This is a genomic window from Tateyamaria sp. Alg231-49, assembly GCF_900143535.1.
GTDB lineage: Bacteria > Pseudomonadota > Alphaproteobacteria > Rhodobacterales > Rhodobacteraceae > Tateyamaria.
The window spans coordinates 192,969-218,857 of sequence record NZ_FRFA01000007.1 but is presented as its reverse complement, the minus strand read 5'-3'; the positions used below and the strand labels follow the sequence as shown (position 1 = coordinate 218,857).

Annotated in this window: 29 protein-coding genes; 22 read left to right on the top strand and 7 right to left on the bottom strand. The window is 58.0% G+C overall.

Going from position 1 to position 25,889, the window contains the following annotated elements:
• Positions 1–117 precede the first annotated feature (117 nt).
• Genes ispD through DHN60_RS13060 form a run of 4 tightly spaced genes read left to right on the top strand, consistent with a single transcriptional unit; the run spans position 118 to position 2,213 of the window.
• Positions 118–783 carry a 2-C-methyl-D-erythritol 4-phosphate cytidylyltransferase gene (ispD, locus tag DHN60_RS13075; protein ID WP_108837750.1) on the top strand — a complete coding sequence of 222 codons (666 nt, stop codon included), beginning with the start codon at positions 118–120 and terminating at the stop codon, positions 781–783.
• Positions 773–1,252 (top strand): 2-C-methyl-D-erythritol 2,4-cyclodiphosphate synthase, encoded by a 480-nt coding sequence (gene ispF / locus DHN60_RS13070; protein ID WP_108837749.1) that lies wholly within the window; start codon positions 773–775, stop codon positions 1,250–1,252. The genes ispD and ispF overlap by 11 nt, the downstream gene beginning before the upstream one ends.
• Positions 1,249–1,743 (top strand): phosphatidylglycerophosphatase A, encoded by a 495-nt coding sequence (locus DHN60_RS13065; protein ID WP_108837748.1) that lies wholly within the window; start codon positions 1,249–1,251, stop codon positions 1,741–1,743. The genes ispF and DHN60_RS13065 overlap by 4 nt, the downstream gene beginning before the upstream one ends.
• Positions 1,740–2,213, top strand: a complete 474-nt coding sequence (locus DHN60_RS13060) for a CinA family protein (RefSeq protein ID WP_108837747.1) — start codon at positions 1,740–1,742, stop codon at positions 2,211–2,213. Before DHN60_RS13065 ends, DHN60_RS13060 begins: the two co-directional genes overlap by 4 nt.
• A gap of 88 nt (positions 2,214–2,301) precedes the next feature.
• On the opposite strand, the gene DHN60_RS13055 is transcribed toward DHN60_RS13060, so the two are convergent.
• On the bottom strand, positions 2,302–2,745 hold the full coding sequence (locus DHN60_RS13055) for a type II toxin-antitoxin system RatA family toxin (RefSeq protein WP_108837825.1): 444 nt from the start codon (positions 2,743–2,745) through the stop codon (positions 2,302–2,304).
• Positions 2,746–2,821: 76 nt separating this feature from the next.
• Here DHN60_RS13055 and hpt point away from each other — a divergent pair, with 76 nt between their 5' ends.
• The 3 genes from hpt to DHN60_RS13040 all read left to right on the top strand — a co-directional run bounded on the left by hpt (position 2,822) and on the right by DHN60_RS13040 (position 4,824).
• Positions 2,822–3,358, top strand: a complete 537-nt coding sequence (gene hpt / locus DHN60_RS13050) for a hypoxanthine phosphoribosyltransferase (protein ID WP_108837824.1) — start codon at positions 2,822–2,824, stop codon at positions 3,356–3,358.
• Positions 3,359–3,452: 94 nt separating this feature from the next.
• Positions 3,453–3,929: a cytochrome c gene (locus DHN60_RS13045; protein WP_159089210.1), complete on the top strand. Its 477-nt coding sequence runs from the start codon at positions 3,453–3,455 to the stop codon at positions 3,927–3,929.
• A gap of 7 nt (positions 3,930–3,936) precedes the next feature.
• Entirely contained in the window at positions 3,937–4,824 is an 888-nt protein-coding gene (locus tag DHN60_RS13040; protein ID WP_108837823.1) for a cytochrome c, read from the top strand.
• An 8-nt stretch (positions 4,825–4,832) separates the two neighbouring features.
• On the opposite strand, the gene lipA is transcribed toward DHN60_RS13040, so the two are convergent.
• Entirely contained in the window at positions 4,833–5,780 is a 948-nt protein-coding gene (gene lipA, locus DHN60_RS13035) for a lipoyl synthase (protein WP_108837745.1), read from the bottom strand.
• Between the two features lie 240 nt (positions 5,781–6,020).
• The gene (locus tag DHN60_RS13030; RefSeq protein ID WP_108837744.1) at positions 6,021–7,157 is read right to left on the bottom strand and encodes a DUF6456 domain-containing protein; all 1,137 of its coding nucleotides are present in this window, start codon (positions 7,155–7,157) and stop codon (positions 6,021–6,023) included.
• A gap of 264 nt (positions 7,158–7,421) precedes the next feature.
• Between DHN60_RS13030 and DHN60_RS13025 the strand changes: the two genes are divergently transcribed.
• On the top strand, positions 7,422–7,724 hold the full coding sequence (locus DHN60_RS13025; protein ID WP_108837743.1) for a DUF6477 family protein: 303 nt from the start codon (positions 7,422–7,424) through the stop codon (positions 7,722–7,724).
• A 5-nt stretch (positions 7,725–7,729) separates the two neighbouring features.
• Here DHN60_RS13025 and DHN60_RS13020 read toward each other — a convergent pair whose 3' ends face one another.
• Positions 7,730–9,277 carry a trimethylamine methyltransferase family protein gene (locus DHN60_RS13020; RefSeq protein ID WP_108837742.1) on the bottom strand — a complete coding sequence of 516 codons (1,548 nt, stop codon included), beginning with the start codon at positions 9,275–9,277 and terminating at the stop codon, positions 7,730–7,732.
• A 193-nt stretch (positions 9,278–9,470) separates the two neighbouring features.
• On the opposite strand from DHN60_RS13020, the gene guaA reads away from it, so the two are divergent.
• The 10 genes from guaA to DHN60_RS12970 all read left to right on the top strand — a co-directional run bounded on the left by guaA (position 9,471) and on the right by DHN60_RS12970 (position 20,326).
• Positions 9,471–11,045: a glutamine-hydrolyzing GMP synthase gene (gene guaA / locus DHN60_RS13015; protein ID WP_108837741.1), complete on the top strand. Its 1,575-nt coding sequence runs from the start codon at positions 9,471–9,473 to the stop codon at positions 11,043–11,045.
• A 418-nt stretch (positions 11,046–11,463) separates the two neighbouring features.
• Positions 11,464–12,351 carry a DMT family transporter gene (locus DHN60_RS13010; RefSeq protein WP_234423633.1) on the top strand — a complete coding sequence of 296 codons (888 nt, stop codon included), beginning with the start codon at positions 11,464–11,466 and terminating at the stop codon, positions 12,349–12,351.
• 151 nt (positions 12,352–12,502) lie between these two features.
• Entirely contained in the window at positions 12,503–13,621 is a 1,119-nt protein-coding gene (locus tag DHN60_RS13005) for an OmpP1/FadL family transporter (protein WP_108837740.1), read from the top strand.
• Positions 13,622–13,731: 110 nt separating this feature from the next.
• The gene (locus DHN60_RS13000; RefSeq protein WP_108837739.1) at positions 13,732–14,643 is read left to right on the top strand and encodes a DMT family transporter; all 912 of its coding nucleotides are present in this window, start codon (positions 13,732–13,734) and stop codon (positions 14,641–14,643) included.
• An 81-nt stretch (positions 14,644–14,724) separates the two neighbouring features.
• Complete coding sequence (locus DHN60_RS12995) at positions 14,725–15,588, top strand: ATPase (RefSeq protein WP_108837738.1); 864 nt, start codon at positions 14,725–14,727, stop codon at positions 15,586–15,588.
• 41 nt (positions 15,589–15,629) lie between these two features.
• On the top strand, positions 15,630–16,577 hold the full coding sequence (gene metA, locus DHN60_RS12990; protein WP_108837737.1) for a homoserine O-succinyltransferase: 948 nt from the start codon (positions 15,630–15,632) through the stop codon (positions 16,575–16,577).
• A gap of 3 nt (positions 16,578–16,580) precedes the next feature.
• On the top strand, positions 16,581–17,552 hold the full coding sequence (locus DHN60_RS12985) for an alpha/beta fold hydrolase (protein WP_199913671.1): 972 nt from the start codon (positions 16,581–16,583) through the stop codon (positions 17,550–17,552).
• 55 nt (positions 17,553–17,607) lie between these two features.
• Positions 17,608–18,477: a polyphosphate kinase 2 gene (gene ppk2, locus DHN60_RS12980; protein ID WP_108837736.1), complete on the top strand. Its 870-nt coding sequence runs from the start codon at positions 17,608–17,610 to the stop codon at positions 18,475–18,477.
• Positions 18,470–19,087, top strand: a complete 618-nt coding sequence (locus tag DHN60_RS12975) for a TetR/AcrR family transcriptional regulator (RefSeq protein WP_108837735.1) — start codon at positions 18,470–18,472, stop codon at positions 19,085–19,087. Before ppk2 ends, DHN60_RS12975 begins: the two co-directional genes overlap by 8 nt.
• Before the next feature lie 414 nt (positions 19,088–19,501).
• A complete protein-coding gene (locus tag DHN60_RS12970) occupies positions 19,502–20,326 on the top strand; it encodes a GNAT family N-acetyltransferase (protein WP_108837734.1) in 825 nt (274 codons plus the stop codon).
• Between the two features lie 71 nt (positions 20,327–20,397).
• Here DHN60_RS12970 and rpsI read toward each other — a convergent pair whose 3' ends face one another.
• Positions 20,398–20,886: a 30S ribosomal protein S9 gene (gene rpsI / locus DHN60_RS12965; protein WP_108837733.1), complete on the bottom strand. Its 489-nt coding sequence runs from the start codon at positions 20,884–20,886 to the stop codon at positions 20,398–20,400.
• A 2-nt stretch (positions 20,887–20,888) separates the two neighbouring features.
• Positions 20,889–21,350, bottom strand: coding sequence for a 50S ribosomal protein L13 (gene rplM / locus DHN60_RS12960; protein ID WP_108837732.1), 462 nt, complete (start codon positions 21,348–21,350; stop codon positions 20,889–20,891).
• Positions 21,351–21,567: 217 nt separating this feature from the next.
• On the opposite strand from rplM, the gene DHN60_RS12955 reads away from it, so the two are divergent.
• Positions 21,568–21,885, top strand: a complete 318-nt coding sequence (locus DHN60_RS12955) for a hypothetical protein (protein ID WP_108837731.1) — start codon at positions 21,568–21,570, stop codon at positions 21,883–21,885.
• Positions 21,885–22,928, top strand: coding sequence for a hypothetical protein (locus DHN60_RS12950; RefSeq protein WP_108837730.1), 1,044 nt, complete (start codon positions 21,885–21,887; stop codon positions 22,926–22,928). Before DHN60_RS12955 ends, DHN60_RS12950 begins: the two co-directional genes overlap by 1 nt.
• Here DHN60_RS12950 and DHN60_RS12945 read toward each other — a convergent pair.
• A complete protein-coding gene (locus tag DHN60_RS12945) occupies positions 22,925–23,362 on the bottom strand; it encodes a PaaI family thioesterase (protein WP_108837820.1) in 438 nt (145 codons plus the stop codon). The genes DHN60_RS12950 and DHN60_RS12945 overlap by 4 nt on opposite strands.
• Positions 23,363–23,380: 18 nt before the next feature.
• On the opposite strand from DHN60_RS12945, the gene DHN60_RS12940 reads away from it, so the two are divergent.
• Both DHN60_RS12940 and trmFO read left to right on the top strand, forming a co-directional pair.
• Positions 23,381–24,205, top strand: a complete 825-nt coding sequence (locus DHN60_RS12940; protein ID WP_255415571.1) for an enoyl-CoA hydratase — start codon at positions 23,381–23,383, stop codon at positions 24,203–24,205.
• 266 nt (positions 24,206–24,471) lie between these two features.
• The gene (gene trmFO, locus DHN60_RS12935; protein ID WP_108837729.1) at positions 24,472–25,824 is read left to right on the top strand and encodes a methylenetetrahydrofolate--tRNA-(uracil(54)-C(5))-methyltransferase (FADH(2)-oxidizing) TrmFO; all 1,353 of its coding nucleotides are present in this window, start codon (positions 24,472–24,474) and stop codon (positions 25,822–25,824) included.
• Positions 25,825–25,889 lie beyond the last annotated feature (65 nt).

Sequence of the window (25,889 nt, the reverse complement as noted above, 5' to 3'; positions counted from 1 at the left end):
AAAGCCATTCAGCACTAGCACTTAGCGCGTTTGCACAACATTTAAGCACATTTGCAGGGCATGGACAGTAACTGCCATTACACATAGAGATTTTGGCATGGTTTTTGTGAGCGAAAGATGAACAAAGCGGCTGCCGTCATCGTGGCTGCCGGGCGCGGTGTGCGTGCTGGTGGGACTGAGCCGAAGCAGTGGCAGAACCTGCGCGGAAAGCCCGTCTTGGCGCGCACCTTGGCTGCGTTCCAAAGCCACCCGGATATTCATCAGATTGTCCTTGTTTTGCACAGTGACGATATGGGGCGCGCCAATCCTTTTCTGGATTCAAACACGATCGCGGTCACTGGCGGCAGCGACCGTTCGGCGTCCGTCAAAAATGGACTGGCCGCGGTCACTGATGCCCCCTTGGTCCTGATCCACGACGTTGCGCGCCCTTTGGTCACTCACACTCTGATCTCACGGGTCATCCGCGCCTTGGGCCAGCAAACCGGCGCGGCCCCGGCGCTCGCAGTAACGGACGCCCTATGGACTGGGTCCGCAGGTCAGGTCACTGGGACAATGGATCGCGCAGGCCTGTTTCGCGCGCAAACACCGCAGGGGTTTGATCTGGAATCAATTATCGCCGCACATGCAGCCCACCCCGGAGGTGCTGCCGACGATGTCGAAGTGGCGCGCGCCTATGGCCTGGACGTTGCCATCGTGCCGGGAGATGAGGACAATCTAAAGATCACCCATGCGGAGGATTTCGCGCGGGCCGATCAAATCTTGCGAGGACGTGATGGACATTAGACTGGGCAATGGATTTGACGTGCACGCCTTTGGCCCCGGCGACCACGTCACGCTGTGTGGCGTCAATATCCCTCACAGTCACGGCCTCGTTGGCTATTCGGATGCGGACGTGGGTATGCACGCAGTGACGGACGCCATCTATGGAGCGTTGGCGCAAGGCGACATTGGCCAACACTTCCCGCCCTCTGATCCGCAATGGAAAGGCGCAGAAAGCCATATTTTCCTGACCCATGCGGTCAATCTGGCCCGGGACATGGGGTTCGAGATTTCCAACATCGACTGCACTTTGATCTGTGAGTTTCCCAAGATCGGGCCGCATTCCGACCGTATGCGCAGCGTCATGGCCGATGTTATGGCACTGGAAGAGGCGCGCGTGTCGGTCAAGGCCACCACGTCCGAACGTCTCGGCTTTACCGGTCGAGGCGAAGGAATTGCCTGCATCGCGACAGCCGCGCTGGTGCGCCCATGATTGCGCATCTGATAGGCACGGTGGGTGGCGCTGGCCATTTGCGTCCTGCCCCCGGCACGTGGGGGTCGGCCGTTGCCTTGCCATTGGGCTGGGGCCTCCACACTCTCGGTGGTTTTCCATTACTTTTGGTGGCGGGACTCGCAGCCTTCGCTCTCGGATGGTGGGCCACCATCCAAATGACGGCTGGCAAAACAGATCACGACCCATCCGAAATCGTTATTGACGAAGTGGTTGGCCAGTGGATCGCACTTGCCCCACTCAGCTATGCGGCGTGGGACCGTGGGATGGATATTCTGGTGATGTGGCCCGGCTGGATTGCCGCCTTTGCACTGTTTCGCTTGTTCGACATCTGGAAGCCACTTTGGGTGGGCCGCGCCGACCGGCGCGGCGATGCGCTGGGGGTGATGCTGGATGATGTAATTGCGGGTGTGTTTGCAGCCATCGGAGTATTGGTGCTTGCGGTCCTTGTGCATGAACTGGTGTTAAGATGAGCCTTTCCACGCAAGTTCTTGATGCAGCGAAAGAACGTGGGATCATGATTGCCACTGCAGAAAGCTGTACAGGGGGCATGGTGGCCGCTGCGTTGACGGACATTCCCGGCTCGTCGGCTGTGGTCGAACGCGGCTTTGTCACCTACACGAACCAAGCCAAGATCGATATGCTGGGCGTCTCCCCGGCGACACTCGACGCGCATGGTGCTGTTAGCGAAGAAGTTGCGCGCGAGATGGCCGCAGGCGCACTGTCACACGCGCCTGTTAACCTGACGGTTTCTATCACCGGCATCGCAGGCCCCGGCGGGTCCGAATTCAAACCGGAAGGTCGGGTGTGTTTTGGGATTGCGGATGGAAATGGCGTCAACAGCGAAACGGTCGAATACGGCGCGTTGGGGCGCGAGACCGTGCGCGCCTCCGCAAAAGATCATGCTTTGGCGCTTCTGCTCGAACGGTTGCAGACCGGCTGACTCAATAGACTGCCAGTATCACTCTGCGTCGCCGCCCGGCTTCCTTATTGCCCTCCACAGGGAGGCCGGCCTACCAAACCAGCCAGCACTAATCGTAGAGCGCCGCTGCGCGCCGTTCAAACGCGCGCACAATCCGCTGCATCGCCTCGTTGAACACCACGCCAATGATTCCCTGAAGAATCGCGTTCTTGAATTCGAAATCGACAAAGAAAGACACGTTGCATCCCCCATCGGCAGGCGAAAATGACCAATTCGACCTCATGAAGCGAAACGGGCCGTCCAGATATTCAGTATCGATCTTGTGAGCATCCGGCCACAGAACAACGCGGCTGCCAAAGCGTTCTCGAAACACTTTGAAGCTGATCACCAGATCCGCTTCCATGACTTCACTGTCCCCAACCGGGGTCACCTTGCGCACCCTTGCGGCAGAACACCACGGCAAGAACTCCGGATAAGATGGCACATCGGCCACCAGCGCGTACATTTGTTCAGGGGTGTAAGGCAAAAGCCGGGTTTCGGAATGCGTAGGCATCGGGTTACACAAGACCTCGAAGGAAAAAGTTGCGACCGATGTGTCCCGGTTGCGGCATGAAATCAAGGGGATGACCATGACAGAGCGGCCATATGTCATAGACAAGATGATCTCGGCCAAGGCCATCGCCGCGCGGATCGAAGCGTTGTGCATGGATATTGAGGCTGAGTTTTCCGGCACCGACAAGTTGGTTGTGGTCGGTTTGTTGCGCGGGTCATTCGTGTTTATTGCCGATCTTGTGCGCGAGCTGGACCTGCCAATCGAGGTCGATTTCCTTGAAACGTCTTCTTATGGCGACGGCATGGAAAGCAGTCGGGAAGTGCGCATTCTCAAAGACTTGCGCGGCACAATTGAAGGGCGCGATGTGTTAGTGGTCGAAGATATTGTCGACACCGGGTACACGATGAGCCACGTGATCCGACTGCTTAAGGGGCGCAAACCCGCCAAGCTGCGCAGCATTGCGCTGCTCGACAAACCAAGCCGCCGCGAAGTCGACGTTAGCTCGGACTGGATAGGCTTTGAAATCCCAGATGAATTTGTTGTGGGTTATGGCATCGACTTTGCTCAGAGAAACCGTAATCTGCCCTACATCGGCAAGGTTCGCTTTACCTAAGGCGCTGTGCAGGGTTGTATCATGAAATTGTGACATGGGCTCTGCACACATTCGCGCTACACTTTGTCGCACAGTCATTCAGGAGTTTCTCAAAATGCGCCCATTCAGCCTTTCCGTTCTCACCTTAGTCGCCGCATCCCTTGCGGCCCCCGTTTTGTCGGACGGACACTCCAGCAAGGCCCTTGAGGCGGCTGCAAAAGCAAGAAACGCAAATATGAGTATGATCGGCTATCATATGGGCGTTTTGGGCAGCATGGCCAAAGGCGAAGCACCCTATGATGCGGCCCTTGCAACAGCGGCTGCCGAAAACTTGCAGGCCGGCGCGGCGATGTCGCGGATCGTGCTTTATCTGGAAGGGTCAGAACAAGGTGCCGTAGCGGGATCTCGTGCCAAGGCAGAGATCTGGTCCGATTCAGCAGGATTCGAAAAGCAAGCGATCGCGTTCGAAACTGCAGCTGCTGCTATGGTTACGGCCGCGGGCACTGATCTGGAGGCCCTGCGTGGTCAGATGCAGGCCCTTGGCGGGACATGCGGGGATTGCCACAAGCCGTATCGCGGCCCGCGCAACTGAGGCAGCAGTGCGCCGCATCGTCAGAACTCTGATCGTATTGATTGTGTTGGGTGTGGCCATCGGGCTGTACCTGACACAACCGCGCACCTTGCCTGACGGATTTACCGCGGGCACCGCAGCAGACCCGCAGGCTGGCGCGTTGATCTTTGCCGCCGCGGGCTGTGCGTCGTGCCACACGTCGCCTGGCGCAGAAACCGACGGGATGCCTGTACTGGCCGGTGGTCAGGCCTTTGCCAGCGATTTTGGCACATTCTACGCCCCAAACATCTCTTTTGATCAAACTGCTGGTTTGGGCGGTTGGAGCCTTGATGAGTTTGCCCGTGCGGTCACGCTTGGCGTCTCGCCACGGGGCCAACACTACTATCCTGCCTTTCCCTATGCCGCTTACCAGCACATGACGGCAGAAGATGTCGCAAACCTATTTGCCTACATGAAAACCCTGCCCGGCGATGCAACTCCGTCGCGTGCCCATGATGTCGGCTTTCCCTTCAACATCAGGCGAGGGCTGGGCCTTTGGAAACTGGCGTTTGTGAGCGACGACTATGTCATGGCAGCGGACACCGAGACACTGGCGCGGGGGCGGTATCTGGTCGAAGCGCTTGGGCATTGCACCGAGTGCCACACGCCGCGCAACGCCGTTGGCGGCCTTGATCGATCTCGTTGGATGGCCGGGGCTCCGAATCCGTCGGGCAAGGGAACGATTCCGAACATCACGCCCGCTGCTTTGGACTGGAGTGAAGGCGATCTGGTTGAGTATTTCACCTCCGGCTTCACCCCGGACTACGACAGTGCCGGAGGTAAAATGGCCGAGGTCGTTGAAAACCTCAGCCGCCTGCCCGAGACGGACAGGGCCGCCATCGCCGCCTATGTCAAAGCACTGCCTGCTGTCCCCTAAGCGCCAGCTTAGGCCAGTTTAGCCTGCCGGGCCGCACGCAATCGGGCAAAGTCATCGCCCGCGTGGTACGACGACCGGGTCAAAGGCGTGGCCGAAACCATCAGGAACCCTTTGCCGTAAGCCGCTTTTTCGTAAGAGGCGAATTCGTCTGGATGCACGAAGCGGTCGACGCGGTGATGCTTGGGCGTTGGTTGCAGGTACTGGCCAATGGTGAGGAAATCGATATCGGCGGCGCGCATGTCCTCCATGACCTGAATGACAGACTGGCGGTCTTCGCCAAGGCCAACCATGATACCTGATTTGGTGAACATCGATGGATCCAGCTCTTTGACCCGTTGCAACAGCCGCAGCGAGTGGAAATAGCGCGCACCGGGGCGGACCTCTGGATAAAGGCCGGGCACCGTTTCAAGGTTGTGGTTGAACACATCCGGGCGGGCCTCGACCACGACTTCCAAAACGGACGGGTCACAGCGGATAAAGTCCGGTGTCAAAATCTCGATCGTTGTGGCGGGGCTGCGGTGACGAATGGCCCGGATGGTCTGGGCAAAGTGGTCCGCGCCGCCGTCTTCGACGTCGTCACGATCAACAGAAGTAATGACCACGTGGTTCAGGCCCAGTTTTTCGACAGCATGGGCCACGCGACCCGGCTCAAAAGCGTCCAAGTCCTCAGGCGGCTTGCCTGTCGCAATATTGCAGAAGGTACAGGCCCGTGTGCAAACTTCGCCCATGATCATCATGGTTGCATGGCCTTGCGACCAGCACTCACCCACATTCGGGCATCCTGCTTCTTCGCACACCGTCACCAGTTTGTTGTCGCGCATGATTCTTGCGGTTTCAGCGTACCCTTCACCGCCGGGAGCTTTGACGCGAATCCAGTCAGGTTTCTTCGGCTGCGGGTTGTCCGGGCGGCGCGCTTTTTCGGGGTGGCGCTGTTCGGGAATTTTCAAATCGCGCATATGCTGTGCCTTGTGGGTTTAGATGCTGACTGCATCTTAACATAGGCACGCGGCGAAAGAACACCACGCGGCGCAAGGCCGCTATGCAACGGGCACCGGGCCCAAATCCGCCAAGTTTATTTTACATTAAACCAAAACGGGGCTTGGAGCCGCCCCTAACCTGATGGGCGCTTCGGCGCATAAAAAATGACGCTGCGAAGTAGGGATCGCAGCGCCACTTCTGCCAGACCGAAAAGCTGATCAGCCAATCAGTCCGCCCCCCGGTCCTGTGGTTTCATCGTAATGTTGTTTCAGGCGCATCAACGCAATGCGAAGAACGATCTTGCCGGACCGCGCCGACCAGCCCAGTTTCTTTTCTGCTGCTTCAAGCCCTTCAAGATAGCAACAGCACCTCAACACAACGTCTGACAGGCCCGGGCCAAGGTCCTTCAGCGCATGTACCACCCGGCCGCGCGCCCGCTCGGGCCCATTGCCCACCCCACTGTCCATGGCAAAGCTGCCGCGGCTCCCTGCGGTCAAAAACCGATCCCAGTTCTGAGCGACACGCGGCCCCATCTGAGCCAATTCGAAATCCTCGCGCAGACGTTCGCCTGCACTGACCAGATCATCCGTAAGAAACACCGCGCCGTTCTTGTCTCGTCGACGCGCCAAAGCCGTCAGCGGCGACTCGGCCAGATTGTAGCGCACCTTGCGCGATTGGCCGGTTTCATTGTCACGTATCGTGCGCTCGCCCCAGACCCGATGCTGGTCGGCAAATTCCGCCGGGGCTTCGGCCATGCCAGATGCCCCAGCATCTTCTCCCTCCATCATTTCGCCTAGAGCTGTCCGGCCGGACGCGGTAATCTTGTAGCGGGTGATGCGCCCGGACACGTCCGCACTGATCCACTCTTGCAGGGCCATGGCTTCGGCGACTTTGCGGTCCACCACAGCCGTGCGCGTGCTGGACCCCGTGGCACCGTCTCGCACCACGACCGCCTTTTCCATGTCTACGGCAACAGCCAGCACAGCACCCGTCTCACAGAGGCGGCGCAGGATGCGGCGCGCATCCCGCGTCAGTGTCGTTGCATCGGGGCCTTGATCCTTGATCGCAAGCCTCATCGGATCCACCTCCTTAATTTGCTTTTGGGCATTCTTCGACGTTCGCTTGGTCACCCCTGCACCCAGTTTACGAAGCACAGCGTCAATCAGGGGAACTTCGCGGCGTGTTTCGTATCTGCGGATCTGACGTAGGACGGTAGACGCATGGCAGCCCGATTTGCGGGCCACTTCGCGGATCGGAAGCCCGCCCTCTGTGTGCGCCAGATAGTGGATTGCAGCGTCTGGCACCCATGTCGGCAATCCCGAAAGCACGGGAGGAGATCCATCGTTCAATTGCATCCGTTATTTTCCGTCCTCAATGTCTGTGTGGCACGGTCTTAATGCCGTAGTTATCCACAAGTTATCCACACAACCTAGGAGTGTATTGGTTGCCTGTACGTTAATATCTGTCGATGTACGCAGCATTGTTTCCAAATGATAAACAGTTGCTAAACGAACGCACGCCGCCACCAGACCCCACGCAACACCCGCTTAAGTTGTGCAATGATACAGGCGCCAGCGTGATGCAGATCAGGCCGGCAGACACTCAAGGAGTACTGGAAAATGCAAGATATCCTGTCGATGCTAAACGCACTGCACCGCCCACGCCTGCTGATCCGCGCCGCCCGAATCGGAGCAGAAGATTACCGCCGCGCCGCCCACTTGCCGCGCCTGCTGGGTTATGGGCAATTGCCGAGCCATGGAAACGCCCTGATACGCCTGATGGAGATCGAAGGTGAGTTGAACGCGCTGCGCCTTGGCGAAGATTCGTCATATAGCCTGTTGCGCCACATCGATGTTCTGATCGCCATCATTGGCGAAGGGCGCACCTTGCGCGCAGCACAGGTTGACGCCTCTGCCGCCTGACTGGCCTACATAAAGCTGTCGGGTTCCGCTTCTTTCTTTTGCGCGACAAAGGCGTCCAGCGCCTCGCGCTTTGCAGGTTCCATTGCGGGTTGCTGATAGTCGCTGAGCAGCTTGGCAACCCGCGCTGTGGCCAAGGCCTGCGTATCGCGAGCGCCCTCATCCGCCCACGTCTCGAACGGTTTGTAATCCAGCACATCCGACTTCCAGAACGCTGTCTTGAAATTCTCCTGCGTGTGGGCACATCCCAGATAGTGCCCGCCTGGGCCAACTTCCCGGATCGCATCCATCGCCTGCGCGTTTTCATCCATTTGCACACCCGCTGCCAGATGATGCAGCGTGCCAAGCTGATCCGCATCCATCACGAATTTCTCGTATGAGCTGACCAGCCCCCCTTCAAGCCAGCCGCAAGAATGGAGCATAAAGTTCACGCCTGCCAACAATCCCATGTTGAGCGAGTTTGCGGTTTCATAAGCTGCCTGCGCGTCCGGCAGTTTTGAACCACAGAACGACCCAGCCGACCGGAAGGGCAAGCCCAACCGCCGCGCCAGTTGCCCAGCGCCATAGGTGATGTGCGCGGCCTCGGGCGTACCAAACGTCGGCGCGCCAGAGTTCATATCGATGGACGTCACAAACGCGCCAAAGATGACTGGTGCCCCGGGTTTGCACAGCTGTGAATAGGCAATGCCAGCCAGCACTTCGGCCAGCACTTGCGTCAACGTGCCTGCGACGGAGACCGGCGCCATCGCGCCACCGACAATAAAGGGTGAAATGATGCAGCCCTGCCCGGCCTGTGCATAGACCTCAAGCGCGCCCATCATCACATCGTCAAACGTCATCGGCGAGTTGATGTTGATCAGCGAGGTCATGACTGCGTTTTCAGCGACAAATTCTTTGCCGAACAGGATCTCGGACATTTCAACCGAGTCCTGCGCGCGGCTGGGTTCGGTGACAGAGCCCATGTAGGGCTTGTCCGACAAAGTCATGTGGGCGTGCAGCATATCAAGATGGCGTTTGTTCACCGCAACGTCAGTCGGCTCGCACACCGTGCCTCCGGAGTGGTGTAACCACTTTGACATGTAGCCCAGCTTCACGAAGTTGCGGAAATCATCCATCGTGGCATAGCGGCGACCGCCAGCGGCATCCCGTACAAAGGGCGGGCCATAAACCGGGGCGAGCACAAGGTTGTTGCCGCCCACGACAACACTGCGTTCGGGGTTGCGTGCGTACTGGGTGTAGCTGCTGGGGGCCGTGGCACAAAGCTGACGCGCCAGACTACGCGGGATGCGCACACGGTCGCCGTCAATGTCCGCCCCGGCATCCGCCCAGCGCTTGAGGGCAGCAGGGTTGTCCGGGAAGTTAACGCCGATCTCTTCCAAAATCGTCTCGGCATTATGCTCGATCACCTCGAGGGCTTCGGTGGTGAGCACTTCGTAATTTGGGATGTTGCGTTCGATGTAACGGGCTGTCTCAAAGGACACGGCACTGCGCGCCGCACGGCGTGCCGCCCCTCCACCACCACGGGCGCGTCTGCTCGGTGCTGTCGCCTCAGCCATGTATCCATCCCCTCATCGCTCTCATCCGGTGCAGTTGGGCTTACCCGATCCGGCCTTTCCAAACGCGCAATAAGCGCCGCAAGAGGGAAAAAAGCGACATCCCCGTTTCTTCTGACCAAAAATACTGCAGGGTCAGGGGTGGAACCCCAGTCAGGCGCTTGCCACCCGCACCCCCCGCGCCTATTGCACGAGCATGACAGACCAGATTCATGACCGCCTCCTCATCATCGACTTCGGCAGCCAGGTGACGCAACTGATCGCGCGCCGCTTGCGCGAATTGAACGTCTATTGCGAAATTCACCCCTACCAGAACGTCACAATGGACTTTGTGACCGCGATGGCCCCGCGTGCGATAATTTTATCCGGCGGGCCGGACAGTGTGACCCGACCTGGCTCGCCCCGCGCACCTGAAGGAATCTTTGACCTCGGCCTGCCGATCCTCGGCATCTGTTATGGCCAACAGGTCATGATGCAGCAATTGGGCGGCGAGGTTCTGGGTGGCAAGATATCCGGTGGCGGCGGCACTGCGGAATTCGGACGGGCCTTTGTGACCCCGGCGAGTGACCTTGATCTGCTGGACGGGTGGTTTGACACCGGGCGCGAGCAGGTCTGGATGAGCCACGGCGATCACGTGTCAAAGCTGGCACCGGGCTTCGAGGTCTATGGCACCTCCCCGAATGCGCCTTATGCGGTAACAGCGGACACCAATCGGCACTTCTACGCGGTACAATTCCACCCCGAAGTACACCACACCCCACGCGGCGCCAAACTCTATGAAAACTTCGTGCGTCTGGCCGGGTTCAAAGGCGATTGGACCATGGGCGCCTATCGCGAGGAAGCGATCCAGAAAATACGGGACCAGATCGGCGACAAGAACGTGATCTGTGCTTTGTCCGGCGGCGTGGACAGTTCTGTTGCTGCGGCATTGATCCACGAGGCGGTGGGCGATCAACTCACCTGTGTTTTTGTGGATCACGGCCTGCTGCGCAAGGACGAGGCCGCTGAGGTCGTGGGCATGTTCCGCGACAACATGAACCTGTCGGTCATCCACGCCAATGAGGCAGACCTGTTTCTTGGTGAACTCGATGGCGTGTCTGACCCGGAAACCAAGCGCAAAATCATTGGGCGCCTGTTCATCGACGTGTTCCAGAAATACGCAGACCAGATCGAAAGCGCAGAGTTTCTAGCTCAAGGGACCCTCTATCCAGACGTCATCGAATCGGTCTCCTTCTCCGGTGGCCCATCGGTCACCATTAAATCTCACCACAATGTTGGCGGTTTGCCCGAAAAGATGGGTTTGAAACTGGTCGAACCCCTGCGTGAGCTTTTCAAAGACGAAGTGCGTGCACTGGGCCGCGAGCTTGGTCTTCCGGCCAGCTTTATCGGACGACACCCCTTCCCCGGCCCCGGCCTCGCCATCCGCTGCCCCGGTGAAATCACGCGCCCCAAGCTGGAGATCCTGCGCGAAGCGGACGCGGTCTATATCGATCAGATCCGCAAACACGGTCTTTATGATGACATCTGGCAGGCTTTTGTCGCGATCCTGCCAGTGCGCACAGTCGGCGTGATGGGCGACGGGCGGACATATGATTACGCCTGCGCGCTCAGGGCGGTCACCTCTGTGGATGGGATGACGGCGGATTACTACCCATTCAGCCACGATTTCCTTGGTGAAACGGCCACGCGGATCATCAACGAAGTACCGGGGATCAACCGGGTGACCTACGACATCACTTCCAAACCTCCGGGCACGATCGAATGGGAATGACGCCCTCAAGCGCACAATAATAGATCACTTCGCGCGCAAAATTTCTTCAGCCACAAAATAACATAACGCGACATTCACGCGACCCTTGATTGCGGCCAAAATTCCCCTTTTGATTGAATTGCGTAAGATTCCAAATTCTGGTCTTTCACGAAACTTTTGCCAATTTTTCAGGGGACTACAATATGGCAATCCGAATTTTCAAATGCCCTTGCTGCGGACACAAGATGCGGCTTTCAGGATCTACCTGCCACGCCTGCTACCAACCAAAACCGAGGTATCAGAGACCCAAACTTGTTTTGAGCGGCGCGATCGGCTTGGCCCTTGGAGTTTCAGTGGTTGCAGTTGAAATCTTGTAGCGGCTGCCCCAAACTTGTTCGGCGACGGATCCCCTGTTCGCACCAATGCGGATTGGATCCGAATGATGACCAAAGCACCCCAAGATGCGACGGGCCAAGTCCTGAAGGCTGCCCTTTGGATGACCGGGTCCATCGCCTCGTTTTCCAGCATGGCCGTGGCCGGACGCGAAGTGTCGGGCAGCCTCGATACGTTCGAAATCATGATGTATCGCAGCATGGTCGGGGTGATCATTGTCTGTGTATTGGCAGGAGCAACGGGCGCCTGGCGGTCCATCAAGACGGAGCGCCTTGGCACGCATACCATGCGGAACTTGGCCCATTTTACGGGCCAGAACCTGTGGTTCTACGCTGTAACAGTGATTCCGCTGGCGCAGGTCTTTGCGTTGGAATTCACATCACCCATATGGGTCATCGTGCTCAGCCCCCTTGTTTTGGGTGAGCGGCTGACGCTGGTGCGGGGGCTTGCTGCGATCATGGGGTTCATTGGTATCCTGATCGTGGCACGCCCTGACATGGCCGGGCTGAACGCTGGCGTGATTACGGCTGCCTCAAGTGCCATCTTTTTTGCGCTTACCATCATGCTGACCAAACGGCTTACGCGAACAGAGGGAATCACGTCCATCTTGTTTTGGTTGACCGTGATGCAACTGGTGATGGGCGTTGTGATGGCGAGCTGGGACGGAGATGTCGCTTTCCCGAATGCGCAAATGGTTCCATGGGTTTTTCTGATCGGATGCGCGGGTCTGCTGGCCCATTTCTGTTTGACCAATGCGCTGGCCATTGCTCCGGCTACCGTCGTGGTGCCAATTGACTTTATCCGCCTGCCCACTATCGCCGTAATTGGAATGCTGGCCTACAACGAGGCAATCGATATCTGGGTGTTTGTCGGAGCCCTGATCATCTTTGCCGGAAACTACCTAAACCTCTGGGTTGAAACCCGTCGCAGTTAGGGTTGTGTCTGCAAGGTCACAAAATTATGACGCTCCGTCACATGCAAGTTTGTGCCCTAGGGTCATTATTGACGCACCCCCCTTGAAAATACCTTATGCACACCCGGCGCGTACCCACTCAAAACAGATTTCGCGCTTTGGGAGGAAGTAAATGAAAACGTATATTTTGGCGACGTCCGCCGTTTTGCTGGGTGCTACAGCAGCGTCAGCAGCAGGAGTGGAACGCACCAATCAATCGGTCGCCCCACTGTTCGAGAACGGCCGCTATCTTGAATTTAGCTATGCGCATATCAGCCCAGACACCTCGGGGGTAGGTGGGTTGGTCACGCCAGGCGCCCAATCGGGTGACTTGACGCCCAGCTACAACCAGTTTGGTTTCGCGTACAAAGCGGACATCAACGAAAAATTTTCGTATTCATTGATCTATGACCAGCCCTATGGCGCGGACGTAGATTATCCCACCGGTACCGGATACTTCGCTCAGGGTTCAACGGCGTTTTTTGATTCTGACGCTCTGACCGCGGTTTTGCGGTACAAGATGCCAAACCAATTCAGCGTTTACGGCGGGCTGCGGTACCAAGTTATCTCAGCCGCGGCTGTTGTGCCGTTCGTTACGGCGGTGCCGGGTGTGACTCCACCTTATGAAGCAAACGCCGACAGCGACGGCGCAGTTGGCTACCTCGTTGGTGCGTCTTACGAGATGCCCGAAATTGCGATGCGCGTCTCGCTGACTTACCAGTCCTCCATCGAGCACGAACTTGACACCATCGAAAGCAGCGTTTTGGGAAGCAGTGTTGCGTCAACTACGGAGATCGAAACTCCGCAATCCCTGACGCTGGATTTCCAATCCGGGATCGCCAAGGACACGCTTCTGTTCGGTTCGGTGCGCTGGGTCGAGTGGTCCTCGTTCGAAATCGCGCCGGAGCAATATGTTGCCTTGGTTGGATCGCCGCTGGTATTTTTTGACGATGATCGGATCACCTGGACGCTGGGCTTGGGCCGCAGGTTGAATGATCAGTGGTCCGTTGCAGGATCAGTCAGCTACGAAGAAACCACAGGATCGCCAACAGGGAACCTAGGCCCGACTGATGGTTTTACCAGTGTGGCGCTGTCTGCGATCTACACAAAAGGCAATATGAAAGTCACAACTGGTGTTCGGTTTATCGACATCGGTGATGCAAATACACGCGTCGGCCCCGCAGTGCCGGGCGGTATTTTTGAAGACAACGACGCAATAGCGTTCGGCATCAAGATCGGCTACAATTTCTGATCCATTCAATCATTGAAAATGACCAAACCCCTGCAGCAATCGCCGCGGGGGTTTTTCTTTGCGCAGGATTCGGGTGGCACCTACTCAGCGCCGCTGACACTACTTCTCACATGACACCACAAAAGACGATGACAGGCCGCGCTTGGGCCGAGATGATCTTGCTGGCCACGATATGGGGTGCATCCTTTCTGGCCATCCGGGTGGCGCTGGATGAGGTCCCCCCTCTGACTTCTGTTGCTCACCGTACCGGATGGGCGATGCTGGCACTTTGGGCCGTGGTGGCTGTGATGCGTCTGCCCCTGCCCCGCGACCCGCGTATCTGGTTGGGGTTTCTGGGCATGGGTCTGCTGAACAACGTGATCCCGTTTGGTCTGATGGCGTGGGGGCAGCTTTACATTGAAACGGGTCTGACCTCGATCTTGAACGGAGCCACCGCCATTTTCGGAGTGATTGCAGCCGCGCTGTTTTTTGCGGATGAGCGGATCACCACGCGTAAGGCCATTGGGGTGACCTTGGGTTTCTTGGGGGTCGCGACGGCCATCGGCCTCGACAATTTTCGCAGCTTTGATCTGCAAAGCCTTGCACAGCTCGCCATCCTTGCCGGCACAGTGTCCTACGCTCTGGCAAGCGTGTGGGCGCGCCATTTTCTGGGCGGGCTTGCCCCTCAAGTCGCCGCCGCAGGTATGCTGACCGGGTCAACGCTGATCATCCTACCACTGGCGTGGATCGTTGACGGGCCAATCAACCTTGATCTGGCGAAACCTACGCTGCTCGCCATTGGATACTATGCCTTCATCGCCACGGCAGGTGCTTACCTGCTTTATTACCGAGTGCTGGCATTGGCGGGCGCAGGCAATCTGATGCTCGTCACCCTGCTGATCCCGCCTGTGGCCATTGCCCTCGGTGCGTGGGTGCGGGGGGAGGCTTTGGGGCCGAATGCCTTTGTCGGCTTTGCCTTGTTGGCCCTTGGCCTTGTCATTCTGGACCGGCGACTTTGGGCATGGGTGCGCAGCATGCGGTGAGCGTCTGGCGGATGGTCGTGTTGACCGCTAGCAGGCACATCGTTACCACGGCGCGAACAGAAGCGGACAGGAACGACCATCATGCTTTATCGCACCGCCGATGACTGGCGCGCAGCCGCGCAAAAGCGCGTGTTGGTTTATGGCATGTCGGGTCTGGGCAAGACGCATATGTCGAGCATCGTGCGCGCCTCTGGCCATTGGTTCCACTACTCTATCGATTACCGGATCGGCACGCGGTATATGGGCGAGCTGATCGCCGACAACGCCAAGGCCGAAGCCATGAAGGTGCCGTTTCTGCGGTCTCTGCTGATGTCTGACAGCATCTATATCGGCTCCAACATCACGTTCGACAACCTTAGCCCCGTGTCCACCTATCTGGGCAAACCCGGCGATCCGGAAAAAGGTGGACTGCCCATTGCGGAATATCGTCGCCGTCAAGAACAGTTCCACCAATCAGAACTGTCCGCCTTGAACGACACCAGCTATTTCGCAGACCGGGCGCAGGCGCTTTATGGCTATCCCCACTTTATCTGTGACACCGGTGGGTCAATCTGTGAATGGGTAGACGCAACAGACGATAACGACCCGCTGTTGACCCATCTGTCGCGCACCTGCCTGCCGCTTTGGATCAAAGGGGATGCCGCCCATACCCAAGCGCTGATCGCACGGTTCGACAAGGCGCCCAAGCCCATGGCCTATCAGCCCGAGTTCCTATTGAACTGCTGGAACACGTATCTTGGTGAAACCGGCCTCGGCGAAGACAAGGTCGACCCAGACGCCTTTGTGCGCTGGACGTACGCGCGCGCGCTGGCGCACCGCCAGCCCCGCTATGAAGCGATGGAACGTTGGGGCGTGAGTGTCACGGCGGACGAAGTCGCCTCTCTCAAAGGTGAAGCGGATTTCATCGATCTCGTCGCCGTCGCCCTTGAGCGCCGCGCAAGCTAAGGCTATCTGCCTTCCCCTAGCCCTTTCGCCCGGAACCACCCATGCCCCTGAAACTGCCCCGCACCCTGCCCGCCTATTCCGTCCTCGACAGCGAGGGCGTGATGGTGATGGATGACGAGCTGGCGGCCTCTCAGGACATTCGACCGCTCAAAATCGCGCTGCTGAATCTGATGCCCAAGAAGATTCAGACCGAAACACAGTTTGCGCGTCTCATTGGGGCCACACCATTGCAGATCGAACTGACGCTTGTCCGGATGACGGATCACGAGGCCAAGAACACCTCGGCCGATCACATGGACAGCTTCTATCGCCCGTTTGCAGAGATCAAAGACCAGAAGTTTGACGGCCTGATCATCACTGGCGCGCCCATCGAACACCTCGACTTTGAAGACGTGAGCTATTGGGAAGAGCTGTGCGAAGTCATGGACTGGACCCAAACCCATGTACATTCCACCTTTGGCGTATGCTGGGGCGGGATGGCGATGCTGCACCATTTTCATGATGTACCCAAACACCTGCTGACAGAAAAGCTGTTCGGCACGTATCGGCACGCAAACCTTGCACCTGCCTCGCCCTATTTGCGCGGCTTTTCAGATGATTGCGTCATCCCCGTAAGCCGCTGGACTGAAGTGCGCCGCGATGAAGTAGAGGCAGCAGGTCTGCCAATTTTGCTGGGGTCGGACGTCACCGGCCCCTGCTTGATCGAAGACCCTCAGCACCGTGCGCTCTACATTCTGAATCACTTTGAATACGACAGTGACACGCTGAAACAGGAATACGACCGCGATCTGGCGTCTGTTCAGGTGCAGGGCGCCAAGATCGCCATGCCGGTTGGGTATTTCCCAAACAACGACGCCAATCAGCGCCCCCTCAATCGCTGGCGTAGCCACGCCCACCTTCTCTATGGAAACTGGTTGTCAGAAGTCTATCTGACAACCCCATACGAGATGGAGCGGATCGGACAAGATCGCACCGACCTGCGGGGATAGGCGATGAAAACAGCACTGGTGTTTCTGCTTGCCGTGATTGTGGTCTCGGTTGTGATTGTTCAGTTCTTTTCGATCAAACGCGACCGGGATGCTGCCGCCAACTACCCTCATATGGGGCGATTGATCGATGTGGACGGCGTGACAGTGCACGCCGTGCAAATGGGTCAAGGCCCCGACGTCGTGCTACTGCACGGGGCCTCAGGCAACACGCGCGATTTTTCCTTTGCTTTTGCCGATATGCTAAAGGACCGCTACCGCGTCACGATGCTGGACAGACCCGGAATGGGATGGACCGAACAGTTGGACCCGGCGCACAGGCGCGCCTTTTCCACCGCTCATGCCAGCCCACGGGATCAGGCACGGTTGTTAAAGGCCGCCACGGATCAGCTGGGGGTCACAAACCCGATTGTGTTGGGACACTCGTTCGGTGGGATCATAGGATACGCATGGGCGCTGGAATTTGACGATCTGGCCGGGCTTGTGTCGGTCGCTGGCGTGGCCAACCCTTGGCCGGGTGATCTGGGCTGGACCTACCGCGTAAATGGTTCGGCTTGGGGCGGCGGGTTGGCGGTGCCTTTGCTGTCGGCTTTCGTGCCGAAAACCTACGTCGAAACCACACTCGCCAGTATATTCGAACCCCAAGACGCACCTGATGGCTATCTGGAACATGTCGGAGCGGCCCTGTCGTTACGGCGTCATTCGATGCGGGCCAATGCCCGTCAGGTGAATTGGCTGCGCCCCTATGTCGTTGAAATGTCAGCGCAATACGGTGCAATCAAAGTGCCCGTGGAAATCGTGCACGGGGATGCGGACACCATCGTGCCGCTGTCAGTCCACTCCGCCAAAGTTCCCGGGCAGATCGAAGGGGCAAATGTCACCGTCTTGCCCGGCATCGGACACATGCCGCAACACACGAACCCCAAAGAGGTAATCGCGGCAATTGACCGGGTCGCTACACGGGCCGGTTTGCGTTAACCGCTAACCTCCCCCATATTGCATGTTAAGAGCAGTAACTTGAGCGGGATATCAAATGACCCTTCCCTTTGACGGTGCCATCACCGAGTTCTACGAAACCGGTGCCCCAGACGATGTGCGCGACAAGATCGCCGGCGCTGACAAGGATGATATCCTGACCCCGACTTACCCTCACGCAGAGCGGATGAAGCGCAAGGATTACGAACGCGAAATGGAAGCTTTGCAGATCGAGCTGGTCAAGATGCAGAGCTGGGTCAAGGCAACCGGCGCGCGGATTGCCTGCGTTTTTGAGGGGCGCGATGCCGCTGGAAAAGGCGGCACGATCCAACGGTTTCGCCAGAACCTGAACCCACGAAGCGCTCGGGTTGTGGCCTTGTCAAAACCCACCGAAAAAGAAAGCACGGAGTGGTACTTTCAACGCTATACCAAGCACTTACCCTCTGCCGGTGAATTGGTGATGTTCGATCGCAGCTGGTACAATCGAGGCGTGGTCGAGCATGTCTTTGAGTTTTGCACGCCCGCGCAACGCGCGCACTTTTTCGCCCAAGTGAACCCCTTCGAAGAGATGATGATCGACGATGGGATCCATGTCTTCAAGTTCTGGCTGAACGTATGCCGGGCCGAACAGTTGCGCCGGATCATGGCGCGCGAACGTAACCCGCTCAAACAGTGGAAACTCAGCTGGATCGATGTTGAGGGTCTGGGCAAATGGGACGACTACACCGACGCGATCCGCGAAACGCTGCAGTTATCACATTCAGATATCGCGCCCTGGACCATCGTGCGATCGGACGACAAGAAGCGCGCGCGCCTGAACGCAATCCGCACGCTTTTGCACGGACTGGATTACACAAACAAAGACCTGCAAGCCATTGGTAAAATAGAAAAAGAAATCTGTGGCGGACCGGATATCTGGGATGCCTAAACGCGGCTATCACCACGGCAACCTTCGACAGGCTTTGATCGATGCAGCCTTGCAATTGATCGAGGAAAAGGGGCCAACAGGCTTCACCCTATCTGAGGCGGCCAAGCAGGCGGGCGTGACCCCTGCTGCCGTTTATCGCCACTATGAAGGGCGCGAAGATTTGATCGCGGAATGTGCGCGGCAGGGCTATGGCATCTTTGCTGATCTGATGGAGCACGCCTATCAATCCGGGCAGCCTTCGGCCTTGGCCGCATTTGAGGCCACGGGCCGCGCCTATCTGGCCTTTGCCCGCCGCTTTCCCGGCCATTATATCGCGATGTTTGAAAGCGGGATTTCGGTCAATCGTACGCCTGAACTGGCCGATGTGGCCAACCGGGCTAATGCCGTTCTGGAAAAGGCTGCTGGCGATTTAAGTGAGCATATTCCAGAGGATAAGCGCCCACCTGCATCCATGTTCTCGGCCCATATCTGGGCGATGAGCCACGGCGTTGTGGAGCTGTTTGCGCGCAACTCGCCCGGTCGCGCGTCACCCTTTCCGCCCGAGGATTTGCTGGAGTCTGGGATTGGGATTTACCTTCGTGGACTGGGGCTGATCAAGCCGGATGAGTAGCGTGCGCGCGACGGCTTTTTTGTGTCGCAGCCAGCGCAAATGCATTGCGGGTTTTAACACCATAAAAACAAGGACAATCGTCGAGCCACACCCCGTGCGCCGCGTGAGAAACGATTTCCGCAAATGGCAGGACTTAACGCAACGGACGGTTGCGATGGTAAACGGAGTGTTAATCATGACAGACCAGCGCAAAGGTCCCGTCCATCAACCCCGGTGATCATGGCCCAAATAGCTCGACACACAGCACCACGACCGCAATGGGCAACGTGACGACACTCGCTACGACAGCAGCGCCAAACAGAGTTGGTTTGGACGGCGGAGCATAGCAACCTGCCACAATTTTTTGTGAAGTTTTTCGTGCAACCATAATCACAGTTAACGCCACATTAGGTTTCGGAGGACTTAACAGTGGCGATGGAACCGGACCTTTGCCTGCCCTTACAACAACACCCACAATACAGCGCCGCGTTACGCCAGACCGGCTGTGCCGTGCTTGAGGTTCACCTGCCCGGTGCAGCACCAGTGCAGGCGATATCACGCTTTGGTCTGACGCTGGCCTCTCGCGGGCCAATCTGGCGGGCTGAGTATGGACCAAATAATGCCAACATCCTGCGCGGCTCCAGTCTGCACGTGATCAACAGCGATGGGCACGATCTGGCCGCGCTCAGGTCTGCCGGGTACCGCCAGATACATACGCCAAACTGGGTCGCTGAATTGTCCTTGTCTGGCACCTCATCGGCACGTCTGGCCGCGATGAAACCCAAATGGCGCGCAACCTTGCGCCGGGCAGAAAAGGCGCGTTTGCGGGTCAAACATGACCGATTTGATCCGCTCCGTCACGGCTGGTTACTGTCCGCGGATCTCGCGCAACAGCGTTCCAAGGGATTTCACAGCCTGCCTCATGCTGTGTTGCAGGCCTATGCCAAGGCCAGTCCCGACAACGCGCTGGTGTTCGTCGCATCCGACAAACGGGAACCCATCGCGGCGATGCTGTTTTTAGTCCATGGGCATGTGGCCACCTATTATCTGGGGTGGTCTGGAGAAGCCGGGCGCAGAAGTGGCGCGCATCACGCTCTGTTGGTGCGAGCATGCGATCATCTGGCAAGGCGAGGCTTGGCCCGCCTTGATCTTGGCCACGTGGATACGGTGAACGCGCCAGGGTTGGCGCGGTTCAAAATCGGCACCGGTGCACAGGTGCGCGCCCTGGGCGGGTCATGGTTGCGTGTACCTTGTCTGTAAGAACCAACTTCGAAAACAAAAAAGGCCGCCCCTGATAGGAGCGGCCTTTTTTCTTTGCTGTGGTGTAAAGCTTAACGCTTGGAGAACTGGAAGCTCTTACGCGCTTTGGCTTTACCGTATTTCTTACGCTCAACAACGCGGCTGTCGCGGGTCAGGAAGCCTGCCGCTTTCAGGGCGCCGCGCAAGGACGGATCGTAGAGTTGCAGAGCCTTGGACACGCCGTGCTTGACCGCACCGGCCTGACCAGAGAGGCCGCCGCCTTTGACCGTTGCGACAACGTCGAACTGGCCTTCAACGCCAGCGACGGAAAACGGCTGGGCAAGGATCATTTGCAGCACGGGGCGCGCAAAATAGTCGTTCATCTCTTTGCCGTTCACGGTGACCTTGCCGGAGCCTGGCTTGATCCAGACGCGGGCGACCGCATCTTTACGCTTACCAGTGGCATAGGAGCGGCCCAGTGCGTCACGCACGGGTTCGCGGTGGATCACTTCAGCTTCAACCGGGGCGGCATCGCCGGCCACGGCTTGCAGGTCTTCGAGTGTGTTGATTTCGTCGGCCATGCTCATGCGCTCCGCGTGTTTTTCTTGTTCATGGATGCAACATCCAGAACTTCGGGGCTTTGCGCCTCGTGGGGGTGATCGCCGCCTGCGTAGACGCGCAGGTTGGTCATGATCTCACGGCTCAGACGGTTGCCGGGCAGCATGCGCTTGACCGCTTGGGTCACAACGCGCTCGGGGTGCGCGCCTTCAAGGATTTGCTCCTTGGTGCGGCTTTTGATCCCGCCGGGGTGACCGGTGTGCCAGTAGAAGTTCTCCTGACGCTTGTTGCCCGTCATCTGGATCTTCTCGGCGTTGATGATGATGACATTGTCACCACAATCCATGTGCGGCGTGTAAGACGCCTTGTGCTTGCCACGCAGGCGCATGGCGACGATCGAAGCAAGACGGCCCAGCACCACGCCTTCGGCGTCGATGAGGATCCATTTCTTGTCGATGTCCGCAGGTGTTGCGGTATAGGTTTTCATGTGTCGCATCCCTTAGGGGGCTCGAATTTCGGATTGGGCGGGTATAGGCGCGGCTGAATTGCACGTCAACGGACATATGTCAGTTTTAAACATTCAAAAACAATATCTTACAAATAAGGTATTATTATACCCCATCAATTTTGCCGTTTCCACTCTTGCAATGGGGTCTTACGTCCAACAAGAGGGTGTGACACCTGTCCTTCGGCTTTGATCTTTTATGTTTTTGTCCCTTGCCGCCCCTGCCCTCGCCGCCCTTGCGTTGATCGCGTTTGGCACCCTTGCAGGCGTTCCGGCGGTAAAAAAGCTAATCGCGGTTTATGAGGCGAAGCATGAGTTGAAGCAGGGCTCCACCGGTTGGCTGCGCAGCATCGGTGGCTGGTCCATCATCGCCTTCTGGCTGATGACCACATGGTTTCTGGCCACGATCATTGGCGATTGGGGCGCGACGGGCGATTTGGAAGGCGCGATTGGCCGGTCCTGGCTGCGCCTGCGTGTCCTGCTTGAGATAGCCATTGCGATCATGGGAGAGGACTGATGGCGGCGCCTGTCATCCAGTCCGAACTGCAATGCGCCACCTGCGCGGGTCAGTGTGTGTACGACCCTGCCGTGCAAGCCTTAAAATGCGCCAGCTGTGGAAACGTCACTTCGCTGGAAACTGCTGACGACGACGCAGCAGCTGAAGAATTCCCGTTTGATCCGCTGGTATCCGCCCCGGAGGCGCAGATCGACTTTGACAGCATCGTTCACCGGTGTGAGACCTGCGGCGGGTCTGTTACCTTTGTGGCCCAATCGCTGAGCACCCGGTGCTCTTATTGCGACGGGCCAGTTGTGGTTGAAACAAATGACCGCGGATACGAGCCAATGGCGTTGATCCCTTTCCGCGTTCCCGAACAGGATGCCCAGACCCTCGCACAGGCTTGGGTGCGCAAACGCATTGCCGCACCCAGTGATCTGGCCGGCGTGGTGGCCAAAGCCCGTGTGGCTGGCATCTACGTCCCGTTCTGGACCTTTGATAGCGACGAGTTGATTCAGTACTGGGCCAGCTACCGCGTGCGGCGCAACAAGCGCACCGAGACGCGCCAGACCTCGGGCGTGTTACGGATGCGGTTTGACGATATGCTAGTCCCCGCCTCGCACCATGTGACGCCCCTGATCCGTGACGGCATCCTGCACGACTTTTACCCAGAGCGGCTGCGCCCTTATCGCGCTGGATATCTGTCAGGCTTTGCCGCCGAACAGCACCACCAAACGCTGAGCGAGGGGTTGGAGCGCAAGGGCAATGAAAAGGCGCTGCTGATCCGCAACCGGATCAAGGGGCATGTGAACAAATCCGGCGTGCACAACATCCGTTATCACACCGACACCAGTGGCATTCATTACCGACGTATCCTGCTGCCAGTCTGGATCTTGCACTACACCTACAACGACACCGCCAAAATGGTCGTGGTCTGCGGCATCGAAGGGCGCGCATACGGAGAGCGTCCGTATTCAGCTTGGAAACTGGCGGGCTATGCGGCTGTGCTGACAACTTTGGCCGTTGGGCTGGGGCTGGCTTGGGGTGCCGCGGGGTTGATCTAACCGGGCAAATCAACGCCTTGGGGCGGAATGGCGTAGGTCAGGCTGGCCCGCGCCACGGGTTTGTCCATGCCTTCGGAATAAATCAGAACATCCGACACGGACAGTTGCTTGCCCAGTTTCAACAGCCGCCCCTTGGCAATCAGATCGACCCCTGCGGCGGGTTTACGCATGAAATCAATCGCGCAATTCGTGGTCACCGCCAGCGCGCGTGGGCCGATCTGGGCCAGCGTCACCATGTAGGCGGTCACATCCGCAAGGGAAAACATAGCCGGGCCCGACACCGTGCCGCCGGGACGCAAATGACGGTCCTGAACAAACAGTCGCAAGGTGACAGTGTCCCCACTGACCTCTTCCACATGAAATTCGCCCGCCACCTCCAGAAACACGCGGCCCAGAAAGGCGTTCATTTCGGCGGCGTCCATAACTGGGGCCATACTTTTCCTCCTCGCACAATTGCCCTAGGGTTCGCTGCAAAGACGAGGGAGAGCAAGATGGCAATTCTGGAACGTGAGGTCAGGGGTGCCGTAATGCATCTGCGGATGAACGCGCCTGAGCGGTTAAACGCGCTGAGTGATGAGATGATCGCAGCGTTGCACAGCGCCCTCGATGACGTGGCAGACGACCGCAGTGTGCGCGCCGTCGTATTGTCCGGAGCAGGCAAAGCGTTCTGTGCAGGCCATGATCTGAAGCAAATGACCGCGGGGCGTCAGAACGCGGATGGCGGTGCTGCCTATTTCAAAGACCTGTTTGACCGCTGTGCGGCCATGATGGCGCGTATTCAGTCCCTGCCACAGCCAGTGATTGCTCAGGTACACGGAATTGCAACAGCCGCCGGTTGCCAGTTGGTGGCCACCTGCGATCTGGCGGTCGCCGCCCACGGAACACGATTTGGCGTGAACGGTGTAAACATCGGGTTGTTTTGTTCGACCCCCATGGTCGCCCTGTCTCGCAACATTCCCCGCAAGCAAGCGTTCGAGATGCTGACCACGGGCGAGTTCATCGAGGCAGAGCGCGCCCAAACGCTGGGCCTGATCAACCGGGCCGTTGCGCCCGAAGACCTAGAATCCGAGGCCGCCGCCCTCGCCGAACAATTGGCGTCCAAACTCGGCTCTGCCGTGCGCATCGGGAAAGAGGCGTTCTATGCCCAAATTCAAATGCCCGTGGCTGACGCTTACGCCTATACGGGGCAGGTTATGGTAGACAATATGGTGCACCCAGACACCAAAGAAGGCATTGATGCCTTTATCAACAAGCGCCCGCCAGAGTGGTCTCAATAGGGTTTGAGCCATAAAAACAAAGGTAACCTATGGTTGTCTCCGAATTGGCACCCGATTGTTTCCGAATAAGCTCTATTAATCTGGGCGCAAATGAGGCACAAATTGGACACGGTTAACAACCGGATACGATTTTGGGTCGCCGACTGGCGGAAGGTCCCTCCAGGTCAGCCTCTCACTGACCGACCATCCCCGCAGCGGCGACCCCAAAAATCCCCCCCACCCTGATCAAAGTTGCGCAACGGCGCGCGGTGCCCTACATCCGCCCCATGACAGATGAATTGCATATCGTTGGCGGCGGAATGGCCGGATCCGAAGCGGCCTGGCAAGCGGCCAATATGGGCGTGTCCGTGGTCATCCACGAAATGCGACCCAAAGTCGGGACATTTGCCCATCAGACCGGCCTTTTGGGTGAAATGGTGTGTTCAAATTCGTTCCGCTCAGACGACAGCGAACAGAATGCTGTGGGTCTGCTGCATTGGGAAATGCGGACCGCGGGCGGTTTGATTATGGCCACAGCGGATCAGCATCGTCTGCCTGCGGGCGGTGCGCTGGCTGTAGACCGTGATCCCTTTGCGCAATCGGTGACAGATGCGTTGATCGCCCATCCCAATATTTCGGTGGAATACGGTGAAATCACTGAATTGCCCTCCACGGGAAACTGGATTTTCGCAACCGGTCCGTTGACCTCGACTGCACTTGGTCAGGCCATCGCGCAGGAAACGGGCGGCGAAGCCCTCGCTTTTTTCGATGCCATCGCACCCATCGTCTATTTCGACAGCATCGATATGTCCAAGGCATGGATGCAGTCCCGTTATGACAAGGGCGAAACCGAAGAAGAGCGCACCGCCTACCTCAACTGCCCCATGGACCGCGACCAATACGAGGCCTTCATCGACGCCCTGCTCTCAGCCGACAAAACCGAGTTCAAAGAGGGCGAAACGGCAGGCTATTTCGATGGCTGTTTGCCGATCGAAGTGATGGCAGAGCGTGGACGCGAGACGTTGCGTTTTGGTCCGATGAAACCTGTTGGGTTGACCAACCCCCATGCGCCAGACGTCAAATCTCATGCCGTCGTACAACTGCGCCGGGACAACAAACTGGGCACACTGTACAACATCGTCGGCTTTCAGACAAAAATGAAATACGGCGCACAAACCGATGTTTTTAAATGCATTCCCGGACTTGAGAATGCCAAATTTGCTCGCCTGGGCGGCATTCACCGCAACACATTCCTGAACAGTCCAACCTTGCTGAGCGCCGACATGCGGCTGAAGTCACGGCCCAACATCCGCTTTGCCGGGCAGATCACGGGGGTCGAAGGCTATGTTGAATCCGCAGCCATGGGTTTGCTGGCCGGACGAATGGCGGCAACGGAGATCTTGGGAGGCGCGTTGGACATCCCCCCCAACACAACGGCCATGGGCGCCTTGATCACCCACATCACTGGCGGTGCAGAGGCCAAGACGTTCCAGCCAATGAACGTCAATTTCGGTCTGTTCCCCCCTGTCGAGGGCCTCAAAGGCGGGCGGCGCGGACGTAAAGACCGCTACAAAGCCTACACTGATCGCGCCAAGGCCGACTGGCAAAACTGGCTGGCGCCACAGTCCCAAGCAGCCTGATCTTCTTTTCTGATCAAAAGTACTCCAATGAGCGCGAAAGGCAGCGCGCCCCCGGCCCGGGACCC